The sequence below is a fragment of the Lacinutrix sp. WUR7 genome (assembly GCF_016864015.1).
In the GTDB taxonomy this organism is placed as follows: domain Bacteria; phylum Bacteroidota; class Bacteroidia; order Flavobacteriales; family Flavobacteriaceae; genus Oceanihabitans.
In genome coordinates this window covers 3535195-3550748 of the sequence record NZ_CP045067.1, presented here as the reverse complement: position 1 = coordinate 3550748, position 15554 = coordinate 3535195, and the positions used below count along the sequence as shown (strand labels likewise).

Here is a 15554-nt window from a genome sequence, read left to right as displayed (position 1 = left end):
AAAACATGAAAAAAATAATTTTAGTATTATTAGTAATATGCGTTAGTTCTGCTTTTACCACAATAATGGTATATCCTATTGATGGCTATGAGTACACGGGAATAAAACGTTTAAAGCGATTAGAACTAATTAAAAGTGGCGAAATTGTAGAAAAATCTACCTTGCCAGAAGGAGCTTTTAAATCGTATGCAGACATTAAATTAAACTTAAGAGAAAAAGCATCCGACAGTTTACATTGTTTTTTTAAGGAAAGCCCTGCCTTTCAGCAAGAGATTAGCAACTTATTTAGAGGACTAGATAAAAGTTATTCTTTAACTATTTTAGATATTACAAACCTATATCAAATTAAATATGCACATAGAAACGAAACTTACGGTTATCAACCAGGAAGTGTCGGGAAACTAGCAGTTTTAATAGGTTTATTTGATCAGCTAGCAAAAATTTATCCGGATGATTTTGATAAGCGTATTCAGCTATTAAAAACTAAAGTTGTTACTTCTGGAGTTTGGGGCTTAACGGATGAGCATACCATTCCTATTTATAATATAGAAACTAAGAAATTAGTAAAACGACAAGTAACTGCTAGCGATTCGTTTTCCTTATTTGAATGGGCAGATCATATGGTTTCTGTTAGTAATAATGGTGCGGCAAGTATAGTTTGGCGTGAAGTATTATTAATGCAAGCTTTTGGTGAGAAATACCCAGAGTTAACCGAAGAAGAAGCATTAACGTATTTTAAAACTACCGAAAGAAAGGTATTAACAGATATAGGAAATGACGTGGTTAATATACCATTACGTGATTTAGGAATAACAACCGACGAATGGCGTTTAGGAAGCTTTTTTACTAGAGGAGCAAATACTTATGTTGGCGATAAAGGTGGAAGTATTGGTACGCCACTTGGTATTATGAAATTTCTAGTGCAATTAGAACAAGGTAATGTTGTAGACGCGCAATCTAGCCTAGAAATGAAACGATTATTATATATGACAGATAGACGAATTCGTTATGCGCAATCTCCGGCATTAAAAGATGCAGCTGTGTATTTTAAATCTGGTAGTTTATATAAATGCGATAGAAGTAAAGGGGAAGAATGTGGAAAATATAAGGGGAATGTTCAGAATTTTATGAACTCCGTTGCCATTGTTGAACATCCAGATGGCACAAATTATCTAGTAGTTTTAATGACCAACGTATTACGAAAAAACTCCGCTTCAGACCATATGTATTTAGCAGCAAATATTGATAAGTTAATTAAGAAATAGTTTGCAAAAGAGCTTCCGTGTTTGCTCTAATTTTTTTATTGGTTTCATTAATTAGAATCATTTCTAGAACCGGTTTGTAATTTGCAGTATTCGATTTTTCAATAAGATAGAGTACTGCAAATTTTAATTTTACATCTTTCCTTTTTAATAATTCATGATAGCATTCTAATTCGCTTAAAACCTTAAGATTTAATTTCTTAATTTTCTCTTCCGAATTGGAGTCTAGTAAAACAGATTCCGCGACCGGAATCAACTCTTTTTTAAGTTGGTTATTTAGTATATTATCTAAAAACTCTATCGCATGAATGCGTTGCTCTTCCTTACCATTGATAATTCTATTTAGAATAGGATCCACATCATTAGGAGGATATTTTATTCCTAAAAAGCTAAAAATTCTTTGTAATTGTCTATCTAAACGATGTTCTAAAACGTGTATTAATCCGTTTCTTGCTTCGTTTTCATCTTTAGATTCTGTAGCTCCAGCTTTCTTTTTATATTGAATTACAATTTGTGTGTGTATTACAGCTAAGGTGTTTTGATATAATTGACATTCGTCTAATATTTTATCGACAATAAATCGATCTTTAATTTTTAAGTTTGGGTATTTCCATTTTAAGCGTTTCAATGCTTCAATAGCTTCCACTTTTACCGTATGTTCAGTGTCATTGGTTAACTTAATTAAGGTATTGATTGCTTTCTGAGATTTAAATTTTTCAACTACTAATATGGCAAAGGCTGCATCTTCAAAGTCAATAGTTTCTGTTATTATTTTATGATATAAAATATCAATAACAGGTTCGTTATAAGCATATAAAGCATCTACGGCAATATATCTCGTTTCTTTTACCGATAAATGTGCAATTATTAAATCTAAAAAATCAGAATCTAAGGTTTTGGAAGCACTACGTATGGCTGTTTTTACTATTTCAATATCTTTGGAAAGCAATTGGGTTTTAATCACATTATAATACGTGGTTAATTTGGCATTACCTATACTTTCTAAAATAGTTTTTATGGTATTGCTTTTAAATTCTTCATTTTGTAATTCTAAATATTTAGTAAGTGCATCTTCTATTTTTTGCTCTAAATTGAATTTGTTTTGCAGTAATTGATTATTTCTTAACTCTAAGGATAAACCTAATAATGCTGCGTTACTAATCGTATTATCTTCGCTATTGATATATTTTTCAAATAAAACGATGGTATTTTGCTGATAGTTTTTTAATAAATATCGAAAAGCCGAAGTAGTAACATGTTGGTCTTTGTCTTGTACCATGTTTTCAATTTGTAAGGACAAGTTTTCGGTTTTTAGAAAGTATAAGTTTTCAAGAGCTAAAGCTTTTACTCGAGAAGAAGGGTGGTTCAATAGATTTTTTATGCCATTAAAAAAACGTTCGTCTTTTTCTTCCAACGTTTTGGTAAGCATATTAATAATCTGATTTTCGGTTCCCGTATGAAATACTCTTTTTACCGAATCTATAATCGAGGTAACTTTAATTTCTTCCTTGACATGTTTATCTTTTTTATGCCCAGATATTTCTAGTAAATCTTTAAAAGCAGTTATATATTCTTTTCTTAAAAAATAAATAAACGTGAGCCAAACAAGTATTAAAACAATAATAATGATACTGATATAGGTAGAAGAGATATCTAATCCGTTAATAAAGAAAATTAAAATAAAACCAGCAATTCCGGTTGCAATACTATCTACAACAACATCTGTGAAGGTTTTTGTTTTCTTTTTAATGTCTATAGGTATGGGTATAGATAACAGTTCTGTAGATGCCTTATTAATAGATTGTTTTAAACTACCATCTACAATTTTAATAAATACAATAACCCATAATTGTGGAATTATAAGTAATAGAATGGAACCAATTAAGATTCCCGAAGGCAACCATAGTAGTGATTTTCCGACACCAAAAGTTCCTACAATACGTTTCGTTAAGAATAATTGAATAATTAAGGAAATAACACTTAAAGTAGATAGCCAAAATCCGAAAAAGGAGGTAAGGGCATCTTGATCATCTATTAAACGAGAAGCATAATCACTATATTGATAGTCTACTAACTTTGCCACTAAAACACTAATACCAATAACTAAGGCTATTAAACTTAAAAGCTTGGATTGCTTTATTAGTTTGAAAGGCGAATCTCCTTTTGGATTACTTCTAAAAGATACTTGAAAAGGAGTTAGTTCAATAACTTCTGTTTTCCAAATAAATCTAGTGATTACAATACATATGGTTAATAATAAAGCAGCAACAAAAAGTAAATCTTCGGTATTTATAAAATTAGTAAGTAAAGAGGTTAAGTAGCCACCAAAGATACCACCTGCTATTGCTCCAGCACCAATAAAACCAAACACGCGTTTTGCTTCTCTAAAATTATATACTAGGTTGGCTAAAATCCAAAATTGGGAAGCAGTTAGTAACCCAAATATGGCAACCCAAATGTATGGTATATATAGTAAAAATCCAGTAATTAGGTTCAAGTTTAAACCAACACCAAATATTATTAATGATATTATAGAACCAATTAATGTTCTGTCAATAATAATATTTAAGGCATATTTCTCTAATGCTTTATCATAAAAATAAGAACCTATTATGGCCATGATAGCAGTAAAAACATAGCCTAATGGTAATGCATCTGAAGTTAATTCGGATAGAAAAAGGGAATTAATTGTAGGCTTAACAATTAATAATGTAGTAATTAATATGAAAATATTAAACTGAAGAAGAAGTGTTTTTTTTAACTCCTCTTCTTTTAAATCAAAAACTTTTAAAATATAGCGCTTAATAATACTAATTATGGGCATGCTGGGATTTTATTGTATGAAATTTATACCAAGCAAAAATAGTTAATATTTATTCTAGTTATTAATCCTTAAAAGGAAATAATAGGAATACATATTAACTATTTATATAAAACGAATAAAAGCTATTAGTTGTAAACGAGCTTTGTTGTTGTATTTTTCTTTAAAGCGTTTTCAATTGGGTGTACTAAACTTCTAATAATTTGTTCGCCATTCGCATCATCAATTAATGCTACTAATATATAGCGTCTGTTAGGATCATTTCCCCAAACTAAAATAGAATCCGAATGGTACGTTCTCCAAGAACCTGATTTTCTAAATAACTGTGCTTGTGGTGCAATTTTTTCAATAGCATTTACAAATTTATGATGTAAATCAGGAGTACCCATAATGTCCAACATTTGTTTTGAACGGTTATTATTTACCAATTTACCATGTGCTAATAAATAGTAATAACGACAAACTTGATCTACGGTTGCGGCATGACTTAGGTTTTTTAAAGGTTCTCTATTGGTGTCTCCACCACCTCCATAGCGTTTTCCACACCATAAACCACCACCACAATCTTCGTCATAAAACATGTATTTAGGATCTGTCATTACAGATTCAATTTTTTCATATCCAACTCTATTTATCATGCGTGTAGCAGCTGCATTGTTAGATTTTCCAATCATTAAACGCATATCATTTTTAACTTCGGTAGTTTCTTTTAATTCTCCTCTGTCAATAGCATCCATAGCAGTTAATAAAACAGCAATTTTAGGTAAGCTCGCTGCATACATCATATATTCACCATTCACACTTGCATATCGTACTTGATCAGGATTGCTTAAATCGACAATACCAACAGACATTTTATTTTGTGCAATTAGTTTTTTCCAACTTGGATTTGCATTTAACTGGTTTTCTAAATTTTCTTGTAAATAAGAACTTTTAAGCGTTGTTAACGGCATTATTTTCGAATCATCTACTTGAATAGGTAATCCGTTTTGTCCATTAATGAATAGGTTAAGACCTAGAAATAACACAATAAACAATTTTGTTTTCATTTGATTTTTTAAATGTTTTAAAAATATAGTCAAAGATATTTAATTAACGCAATACTAAAGTGTTAAATTTTAGGCTTTGATTGTAAGGATGGTACTTAGTAAATACGATGCTTTTTACTAGTTTGGATCTTTAAAGTGTGTTAAAATTTTAAAAGGATATAGAAAGAAGTGTTCTAAGGGGAGATTTTTGGTCCCATTTTTTTAAAATAATTCGTTTATCAGGCAAGGTCTCTTTAAATTTCTAGGTTATTAAATGCCATCCATTGTTTTACAGTATGTATCCAATATTTTAAGAATTCTTCACTTAAAAACGGGTTGGCAAAGTCATTAAAACGTTTTATATGAATGCCATTGTAATGCAGCCAAATAGCCAAGCCTCCAAAAGGGATTAATCTTTTTTCTTCTTGTGAAAGAGTAGTTATAGATTCATAACCTTCGTAGAAACTTGTTTGTTTCGCTTTAAAAGAAGCTTTGTCAGGTTCGTTTCTAAAAAGAATCATCAAAGTATACGAAATATCTAAAAACAGCCAACCATTACCACAATTATCAAAATCAAAAATAGTGATTTCTGATGCATTCTTCACTTTCATGTTTTCATACCAGAAATCTAAATGAACAGTGCCACTTCTTAATGCTTTAGTATCTGCCTTTGCAAATTCAGAAGTCAGTTTTGCATTTGCGCGCTTATAATATTGCATTTCTTCCGAATCTTTATTAAAGAATTTGGTAGCCGCTTCATAAGATTCATGGACCAGTGTTTTTGCATTGTAATCCATTCTGTTGATCGATTTATTTAAGGTGAGTTCATGAAACTTAGCCATAGTTTTACCTAGTTTGTAGCAAATTTCTTTGGAAGGGTTTCGTATCGATTCGCCTTCTGCAAAAGAAAAAAGAACCCCATAACGCTTGCCTTCAAAGGCATCTATACTTTGAATATAAGTATCGTTTTTATCTTTTATAGGAATGGATACGGAAACACCATGTAACTTTAAGTAGTCTAGTAATTGTAACTCTTCTTCAATTTCATTGCGAGTTCTCCAATCTAAGAAATAGACTCTTAAAACATATTTTTTATTTGGCTCTGAAATTAAATACGTGTGATTAACTCCAGTTTTTATAATGCTACATGTTGTGGCAGCATCTACGTTATATTTTTGTTTTACAAATTCGGAAAGATATTCCGGTGAAATTATACTGCTAATAGCAGGAGCGTAGGTCATGAATTAAGGTGTCTAAATTAAATCAATTTTACAACGGAATATTACCATGCTTGCGTTTTGGTCTTACAACCTCTTTGTTTTCTAGCATTGCAAACGCTTTAATAAGCTTTCGTCTGGTATCCTTAGGAAGTATTACTTCGTCAATAAAACCTCGTTCTGCTGCACTATACGGATTTGCAAATAATTCGGCATATTCTGCTTCTTTTTCTTTCCATTTGGCGTCTTTATCTTCCGCAGCATTAATTTCCTTTTTGAATATAATTTCAGCAGCTCCTTTTGCTCCCATAACGGCAATCTCAGCACTTGGCCAAGCAAAATTCATATCACTACCAATATGTTTTGAATTCATCACATCATATGCACCACCATACGCTTTTCGTGTAATTACCGTTATTCTAGGTACAGTAGCTTCGCTAAAAGCATACAATAATTTTGCACCATGAATTATAATACCGTTCCATTCTTGATCGGTTCCAGGTAGAAATCCTGGTACATCTTCTAAAGTTAATAACGGAATATTAAAAGCATCACAAAAACGGACAAAACGTGCTGCTTTTTTAGAACTGTTTACGTCTAAAACTCCAGCTAAAAACATGGGCTGATTAGCAACAATACCAATACTTCTTCCGCCTAAGCGTGCAAAACCAACTAGAATATTTTCGGCATAGTCTTTATGTATTTCATAAAAAGAATCTTCATCAATAATACCAGAAATAACTGCATGCATATCATACGGTTTATTCGCGTTATTTGGAACAATATCTGATAAGCTATCTCGTACTTCGTCTTTTAATTCAAAAGGCAATAGGGCAGGAGTCTCTGTGTTGTTTTGTGGTAAGTAACTTAATAGTTTTTTTACATCTTCTAAGCATTCCACATCATTTGAAGATGTTTTATGTGCTACTCCAGATTTGGTAGAATGTGTGCTTGCGCCACCAAGTTCTTCGCTAGTAACTTCTTCGTTAGTTACCGTTTTAACAACGTTTGGTCCAGTTACAAACATGTAACTAGTGTCTTCTACCATAATGGTGAAATCCGTCATTGCAGGAGAGTACACTGCTCCTCCAGCACATGGACCCATGATTGCTGATATTTGAGGAATCACTCCAGACGACTGTACGTTTTTATAAAAAATGTCTGCATAACCACCAAGGGATCGAACTCCTTCTTGAATACGTGCGCCTCCAGAATCATTTAAACCAATGATTGGAGCACCAACTTTAAGCGCTAAATCCATAACCTTGCAAATTTTCTCTGCATGTGTTTCAGATAATGAACCTCCAAAAACCGTGAAATCTTGCGCAAATACGTAAAGCAATCTTCCGTTTACGGTACCATAACCAGTAACCACACCATCCCCATAGAACTGTTGCTTTTCCATGCCAAAGTCTTTGGTTCTGTGGGTTACCAAAGCACCAATTTCTTCAAAAGAACCTTCGTCTAGTAAATACATTACGCGTTCTCTGGCTGTAAGTTTTTTCTTTTCGTGTTGTCTATCAATTCGTACTTGTCCACCACCTAAAAAGGCTTTAGCAAGTTTTTCGTTAAGGTTTTTTATTTTAGATTCCATATTATTTTCAATTTTGTCATTCTGCGCTACGACGCAAAATTTATTTATTTCATTGCCGTTTAGTCGTTTTTATAAACATTGGGGTTTACTGGATACTGTGACTGAAAACTGCTAACTATTTTAAAGGTAATCTTAATTTTTTTTGATCTTCAATATATTGTTTTACCGCAATTAATGCTGCTATTTTAGCTTCTTCTTCCTGCTTTTCTTTTAACGCTTCCGCGGAATAATATTTCTTTACAAAATGGGTATCGAAATTTCCAGAACGGAAGGCTTCATTTTCGCAAACAAAAGTTCCAAAAGGCAAGGTGGTTTGAATCCCTTCTACTTGGTATTCTTGTATTGCTTTTATCATGAGCTGTATTGCTTCTGCTCTTGTTTTTCCGTAGGTGATAAGCTTTGCAAGCATTGGATCGTAATAAATAGGAATATCCATACCTTGTTCAAAACCATTATCTACTCTTATATTTTCGCCAACAGGCAATTTATATACTTCTAGATTTCCTACGCTTGGTAAAAAATCATTTAAAGGATCTTCAGCATAAACACGTAATTCTAGAGCGTGACCTGTAATTTTTAAATCTTCTTGTTTTATAGGAAGTGTTTCTCCTCTGGCAACGCGAATTTGTAATTCTACTAAATCGGTACCTGTAATTAATTCGGTTACAGGATGTTCTACTTGCAAGCGTGTATTCATTTCTAAGAAATAGAAATTAAGGTCGTCATCTAGTAAAAACTCCACAGTTCCCGCACCAACATAATCACAAGACTTGGCTACTTTTATAGCTGCTTCTCCCATTTTTTCCCGCATCTCTGGAGTTAAAACAGCAGAAGGTGCTTCTTCTACTACTTTTTGGTGACGACGTTGTACACTGCATTCACGTTCAAATAAATGAATAACGTTACCATGCGTGTCGGCCATGATTTGTATTTCAATATGTCGTGGAGAAGTCACATATTTTTCAATAAAAACAGAACCATCACCAAAAGCATTTACTGCTTCGCTAATTGCTCTGTCCATTTGTGATGTAAAATCGGCTTCTTTTTCAACAACACGCATTCCTTTTCCGCCTCCTCCAGCAGATGCTTTTATTAAAATTGGAAACCCAATCTTAGCAGCAATTTTTTTGGCTTCCGGAATATCGGTAATTGCTTCGTCTGTACCAGGAACCATTGGAATGTTGTATGCTTTTACAGCATCTTTTGCTGCAAGCTTAGATCCCATAATTTTAATGGCTTTCGATTTCGGACCAATAAAAAGGATGTTATTTTTTTCGCAAGCTTCCGCAAAATCCGCGTTTTCAGAAAGAAATCCATAACCCGGATGAATAGCATCTACCTGTAAGCTTTTTGCGACTTCTATTATTTTATCCCCTAATAAATACGATTTGTTGGATGGTGCTTCTCCAATTAAAACAGCTTCGTCTGCAAACTTTACATGCGGTGCATTTCGGTCTGCAGTAGAGTAGACTGCAACGGTTTTAATTCCCATTTTATTTGCAGTTTTCATAACACGAATTGCAATTTCTCCTCTGTTTGCTACTAGTAATTTTTTCATGTTATTCAAATTCTATTAGTAATTGGTTTTTTTCAACGGCATCACTTTTTGCAACTGCAATCGATTTTATAATTCCGTCTCTTGGTGAAGTTAAAACGTTTTCCATTTTCATGGCTTCTAATATTAAAAGTGGGTCATCTTCTTTCACCTCTTGACCAACTGCTACATTAATTTCTAAAATTAATCCAGGCATTGGTGCTTTAATATCGTTAACTTTTTTTGTTGCTCCAACTTCAAATCCCATCTCCTTAATTAATATATCTAAATCATTAAGGATATGTATGTTATAGGTGTTGTTGTTAACTTTTACTTTATATGTTTTTTCGTCGAAATGAGCTTCTGTAATTTTAGCTTTAAACGAAGTGTTATTCTGAAGTACATGAAATTTAGATGCAGATGTTTTAATAGAATCTAATGAAGAAATTTCTTTGTCTGTAATATCTATCTCGCTAGAATTATTGACTTTAACCGTATAGGACTTGTTCATTTTATTTAATTTAAATACAAGCAAATATATGTATAATTACGAAAACGATTGAGTAGAATAATTGAATTTATGCTAATTTGCTATAGTTTAAATTTTAGAGCTTTGAATTGGTTGGCATCTAAATAAGGATGGCATTCGTATATCATGCAAACTTCATCTAAAACATTACGGTTTTCCTTTTTATGAAAATAAAGCTACTGATAAAGGAAAAAAGTACTCGTATTGTTTTCTATTAATAAGACAAGAACGCAATTGTTAAAAGGTCTTTGTTTTGTTCAATTTTAGGCTGATGTAAACACGTAAACATTTCCATTTATAAAGGAAAAGAATCTTTAAACCTCGAGTTTTTAGAGTGTGTGTTAATTGCTTTTCTAGATAGTAATATGCCTAGAAATAAGGATATAAAAGCGCCAACCCAAATCCCTGGAATGAATTCTAAAAACAAAAAGAAGTCATAAGTGCCATGAAATATAACAGCTAGAAGCAAGCCTAATAGGTTCCATGTCGTTTTGTTTTTTGAAAACTTAGCTTTTCCTATAAAATAGCCCATTATTATAGCAAAGGTTGCGTGAGCAGGAACAGCTGTAAATGCTCTTAATAGCGCTGCTTCTAAACCACCTTGCATGACATACATGATGTTTTCTGTAGCGGCAAATCCCATAGAAACCATTACTGCGTATACAATTCCATCAAATTGTTCATTAAACGCTTTGTTTGGTTGTGCAAAGTAGCGTACGATAATGTATTTGCTGAACTCTTCGATTAAGCCAACAATAAAAAAGGCTTTAATAAAAAGTTGTGAAACACTTGTGTTTCCTTTAATCACAATAGGAATTGTGTAATCGGATATTACATAAAGTATGGTGGTAACGATGATGCTTACAATAGCACCAAGTAAAAAGCTGTAAAGCAATAAACGTTTGGGTTCTTTGTCGTATTTATCTTTGTAATAAATATATAAGATGATTATAAAAACAGGAGCTATTGCTAAGGCGAGTAAATGCATAATTCAAAAATAATTAAAAAATAGAGACTACTTGCTTTCTGCTTTCTTTATCTATAAAAACATAGGCAACATTTGTGATAAAATGACTCGATAAAACAGCAATTGCAGCGCCATTAACGTAATAAACAGGAATTAATGCATAGCATAAAATCACATTGACTACACAGCCTATTAAAAAGCGATACACGTTTTTATGTAAGTCCCCTGTATTAATGAGGTGTTTTTCATAAATCATACCTATAAAAACAAATAGAGGAGCCCAACAGAATATGAATAAAGCTGTTTTTGCTTGGGGAAAAGATGCTGCGAAAAAGCGGTCTAAAATAAGGGTGCCAAAAAAAGTATAAAAACCTCCAATAGCAAGACCTAAAACGAGCATGATTTTTAAAAGCATTTTTATTTTTTGGATATATTGCATTTTGTTTTTCTGAAAGGATTTGGCTAAAGAAGGATATAAGGCATTGATGATGGAGAATCCAATATTCCAACTCAGTCCAATCACTAAAAACTGTACTGTTGCAAAAATGCCGTTGGCATAGTCGTCATAAAAATATTTTAAAAACAACTCGTCAATAGAAATATAAAACATTATCAAACAGTTAGAAAGTATTAAAGGGAAAGACATTTTTAATAATGATTTTCCTAAAGGCCATGAAAAGGTCCATTTCTTAAACAGAAGTGGTTTTTTGTGTTTCAAAATGATACCATAAATACATCCTTGAATTATAAAATCAAGAATAATAAGTTTGGCAAAATAGTAAACATCCAATTGCTTTTTTACTCCGTAATACTGTAAGGAAACTATAATGATTAAGCTTATTATTTTACTGATAAAAATATATTTAGTCCATTTTTTTGCTAGTAAATAATACTCGAAAATATCGGTTAGTTTAAAAAAGTAACTACCAGCAATAAGGAGGTATAGGCCTGTTAATGCACTTTCTTTAACAATACTAAAATAGATTAAAATGGCAATGAATAGAATAAACCAACTTGTAAGTCTAAGGTAAAAAGCTGTAGCTAGAATTAGCGAGCTGTTTTTTGGCTTATAAACTATTTCTCTTATACAAATTGAAGATAAACCTAAAAAAAAGATAGGCGTAAGCATCCCTAAAACAGATTCTACAAATTTGAGTTTTCCTAGGTCAATGGCACCTAGAACATTAAAAATTTGAGGAACTATAAAAACACCAGTAATTAGCTGTATAATTTTTTCTAGAGTAAACCATTTGGTAGCAATAAAATCTTTTTTACTAAAAACCGAAGTCATGAAATGTATTTAGTTTTCAAATATATAAAAACAGATTCCTTTTATTCATTTGAAAGATTATTATTACATTCGTTTTTACAAATAGAAATATGACTCCAGAGTTTCTTAGGCGCTATTATGTATTACGTATTATTTCAAATCCTAAAGTATATGGAATTGAAAAAAATGGTTATGTACCACTTTCCGATCTACAAAATGCTTTAGATCAGTTGCATTTTAATAATATAGAAGATTCTCTTTATGATAAATTGAGTCAATCCTCACAAAAAACGATTAAACGGGATCTAAATAAAATAAAATCCTATTACCAGGTAGTTGTTTTACATAAGCGTAACTATGGTTATTATATAGACGAATTTGAGATAAGTCCCGTATTAAAAGACGTTTATGAAAAAACAGAACTCTATCTTTTGCATCATCATGCGCATGCATGGAAAACACATGTATCAACAGCGCGTAGCTCTTTAAGTTCTCGCGTAGACTTAGTGCCGTTAATACAGGCGATTGAGCATAATATAATTATTGAGATTACTTATCAAGGGTGGTATGATGATAATGGTTTTCAAACTATTACTGGTTTTTTTCAGCCCTTGCATATTAAAGAAATTAATAAGGCTTGGTATTTAATGGCTCATAATGAGCAGTTTGGTGTATATGCTTTTTGTTTGGATGACAGAATTAAAATGCTACAGATTACCAAGCTACAAGTGAAAAATCCAATAGATTTTAATCCAGAAACCTATTTTAAAGATGCCATTGGTATTTTAAAAGCTAACATAACTCCGGTGTGGATTTATATGGAAGTTGCAAATCACCATTTTAAGTATTTAGAGACAAACCCGTTACATCACTCTCAAGAAATTGTATCGTTTCCTAAAAGACGAGATACAAAGGATTTAGATTATGCTAACCCTGATATTTGGGGACAAATTAAAGTGTTTGTTGAGCCAAATTATGAGTTTTTAATGGACGTATTAAAGTACAATCTTTGGGTAAAAGTGGTTAGTCCGTTGCCTATTAAAAATTATGTAAAGCACCATTTAGAGCTCATGTTGGGCTACTATAAATAACTCCAACTTTAACGGCAATTATTCTTTTTTTTTTTAATTTTATTTTTATTTGATGTATGTCCATTTACATGGGAGATTTATGTTTTCATGTAGCATAATGATTGTAATAAAATTTAAAACGGACACGTATTGTCTGTTTAGGAGTTAGTTTTGTTTCATAATAAAAAGATATTCAGTAGAAAATCTTAATTATTATAATTATTGTAATCGATAATTCACGATTTGTAACCATAAAAAGTGACATGTAGGGGTGTCATTTTAGCTATTTAATCAGTCAATTAGGGGTTTAAAGTCTTCAATCGTGAGAATTTAAAGAAACCCAACCTTAAAGGTTGGGTTTTTTGGTTTCATAATTCGTGCTAACTAATAAAATGATTTTTTAATTATTTTATGGTAATATATTTAGCGGGTTAAAAGTTATGTTATCCTATTTATTATGGCCTCAGCTATCGTGTGATAATATTCTCTATTGCTAGCTACAAAATGATTATTGGTTTCCGAATTTTCAAGTAGCTCAAAAAAATCAAACATCCTAACTAATTTTAGCGCTTCTACTTCTTCTTCCTGAAATACTAAAGTCGAAAAATCAACAGTTAATTCGGCTATAAACGTATGATGAAATTCGTTATCTATAATCCCGTTAGGATAGTTTTGAAAGCATTCAAAAACGCCAATTTTTTCTAAATCGTTTTCAGAAATGGTAAGTCCGATTTCTTCTTTTACTTCTCTAATAGCACCTTTTTTTATGGTTTCGCCAGCATCAATATGTCCGGCAACTGAAACATCCCAAAGTAAAGGATATATGGTTTTGGAAGCAGCGCGTTGTGCTAATAATATTTCACCTTTTTTTGTGTAAAACCAAATATGCGCGGTATTATGGTAATAGCCTTTTGTGTGTATTTCCGATTTTAAAACAACCTTGTTTGTTGGTTCTCCTTCTTTTGTTACTACGTCTATTAATTCATTGATAACCATATTTTTATACGTGATTATTTAAATGTTTAATTAATGGTTTTAAATCTTCGGCAGTATTAAATAAATGGCAAGAAATTCGTATGTAGTTTCCTCTAAAAGAGACAAAAATGTTATTGCTAGCTAAATCTTTTTTTAGTGCATCTAGGTGTATGTTTTTCGGTAATTCTATTCCGAAAAGATGATGCGTTCTTTGGTCATCATCTTCTATTTTGCAACCTAAAGCTTTTAATTCTTTTACCGCTTCCGCAGAAATATTTTTACAATATTCTTGAATTCCTTTTGGTGTCCATTCTAGAATTTGTTGCAGCGCTGCAATTTGCATTTTGACATAAATAAAGTTTCCGCTTTCACCAACTTGATACCGATTTGCTAATTGTTTGTATTCGGATTGGTAATTGGTTAAACCAGCAAAATTTTCGCTACCCAATCGGTTAGACCAGTTTTCTTCCAATGGCTTTCCGTTATCAAAATATGCACCATAGTATGCATACGCACATCCGTACGGACCAAATAGCCACTTGTAGCCAGCGCAAATTAAAGCATCTGGTTGTATCTCTTTTACCGAAAAAGGTAAAGCGCCAATCGTCTGACTTCCATCAATAATAAGTAATGCCTTATGTTGTTTTGCTTTTTTGCTAATCGCCTTTACATCGAATAAGCTTCCGTTAGACCAATGAATATTTCCTAGAGCAACAACTGCCGTTTTATCTGTTATGGCATTTAGAATATTGGTATCCCAAAGTTCTCCTTCCTTTTTACTTACTGTTTTAATAGTCGCATTATAGGTGTCTGCTAGATTTTTCCAAGAATAATAATTACTCGGGAATTGCTCTTCAATAACTAAAATTTCGTTACCTTCCTGTAAAACAATATTGTTGGTAACGGTAGCAATTCCGTAGGAAACAGAAGGAATGGTAGCAATTCGATTATAATCGGAAACATCAATTAATGCTGCAAACAATTTTTTAAGCGTTACAACGGGTTCAAAATAATCGGAACCCTTTATGGTGTAAGGTCTGTTTTTTTGCTTTAAACCTTCTAATCCTGCTTCGTAGATCGCTTTAAAAGCTGGCGATTGCGACGCTATGTTTAGATACGTGATATCTTCTGGAAGATCGAAAAGGTGTTTTTGGTTTGGTAAAGACATAATAGCTGGTATAATTAATGGTATAAAGCTACTAAAGTTTCCGCAGATTAAATAGGAGAGAAGTAAGAATAAAATAAGCCTCTAAAAAGAGGCTTATTTATTGGGTGTTTTATGTTTAA

At 32.0% G+C, this 15554-nt stretch carries 12 protein-coding genes; 2 read left to right on the top strand and 10 right to left on the bottom strand.

The window, feature by feature from the left end; translation table 11 throughout:
• The first annotated feature begins 5 nt into the window (after positions 1-5).
• Positions 6-1265 carry a serine hydrolase gene (locus FG167_RS15490; RefSeq protein ID WP_203459120.1) on the top strand — a complete coding sequence of 420 codons (1260 nt, stop codon included), beginning with the start codon at positions 6-8 and terminating at the stop codon, positions 1263-1265.
• Here the strand turns inward: FG167_RS15490 and FG167_RS15485 are convergent.
• The 8 genes from FG167_RS15485 to FG167_RS15450 form a co-directional block, all read right to left on the bottom strand.
• Entirely contained in the window at positions 1255-4086 is a 2832-nt protein-coding gene (locus tag FG167_RS15485; RefSeq protein WP_203459119.1) for an Npt1/Npt2 family nucleotide transporter, read from the bottom strand. The two genes, FG167_RS15490 and FG167_RS15485, sit on opposite strands and share 11 nt — an antisense overlap.
• 125 nt (positions 4087-4211) lie before the next feature.
• Complete coding sequence (locus FG167_RS15480) at positions 4212-5132, bottom strand: serine hydrolase (protein ID WP_203459118.1); 921 nt, start codon at positions 5130-5132, stop codon at positions 4212-4214.
• Between the two features lie 233 nt (positions 5133-5365).
• Positions 5366-6352, bottom strand: coding sequence for a phosphotransferase (locus tag FG167_RS15475; RefSeq protein WP_203459117.1), 987 nt, complete (start codon positions 6350-6352; stop codon positions 5366-5368).
• Positions 6353-6380: 28 nt separating this feature from the next.
• A complete protein-coding gene (locus FG167_RS15470; protein ID WP_203459116.1) occupies positions 6381-7922 on the bottom strand; it encodes an acyl-CoA carboxylase subunit beta in 1542 nt (513 codons plus the stop codon).
• 115 nt (positions 7923-8037) lie between these two features.
• On the bottom strand, positions 8038-9480 hold the full coding sequence (gene accC, locus FG167_RS15465; protein ID WP_203459115.1) for an acetyl-CoA carboxylase biotin carboxylase subunit: 1443 nt from the start codon (positions 9478-9480) through the stop codon (positions 8038-8040).
• A 1-nt stretch (position 9481) separates the two neighbouring features.
• Entirely contained in the window at positions 9482-9967 is a 486-nt protein-coding gene (locus FG167_RS15460; RefSeq protein WP_203459114.1) for an acetyl-CoA carboxylase biotin carboxyl carrier protein subunit, read from the bottom strand.
• Positions 9968-10280: 313 nt separating this feature from the next.
• Positions 10281-10973 carry a PrsW family intramembrane metalloprotease gene (locus FG167_RS15455; RefSeq protein WP_203459113.1) on the bottom strand — a complete coding sequence of 231 codons (693 nt, stop codon included), beginning with the start codon at positions 10971-10973 and terminating at the stop codon, positions 10281-10283.
• A 13-nt stretch (positions 10974-10986) separates the two neighbouring features.
• Positions 10987-12243, bottom strand: a complete 1257-nt coding sequence (locus FG167_RS15450; RefSeq protein WP_203459112.1) for an oligosaccharide flippase family protein — start codon at positions 12241-12243, stop codon at positions 10987-10989.
• 89 nt (positions 12244-12332) lie between these two features.
• Between FG167_RS15450 and FG167_RS15445 the strand changes: the two genes are divergently transcribed.
• On the top strand, positions 12333-13313 hold the full coding sequence (locus FG167_RS15445) for a YafY family protein (RefSeq protein ID WP_203459111.1): 981 nt from the start codon (positions 12333-12335) through the stop codon (positions 13311-13313).
• Between the two features lie 417 nt (positions 13314-13730).
• Here the strand turns inward: FG167_RS15445 and FG167_RS15440 are convergent, their stop codons facing one another.
• Positions 13731-14288: an NUDIX domain-containing protein gene (locus tag FG167_RS15440; RefSeq protein ID WP_370568387.1), complete on the bottom strand. Its 558-nt coding sequence runs from the start codon at positions 14286-14288 to the stop codon at positions 13731-13733.
• 4 nt (positions 14289-14292) lie between these two features.
• The gene (locus FG167_RS15435; RefSeq protein WP_203459110.1) at positions 14293-15435 is read right to left on the bottom strand and encodes an aminotransferase class V-fold PLP-dependent enzyme; all 1143 of its coding nucleotides are present in this window, start codon (positions 15433-15435) and stop codon (positions 14293-14295) included.
• Between the last annotated feature and the right edge of the window lie 119 nt (positions 15436-15554).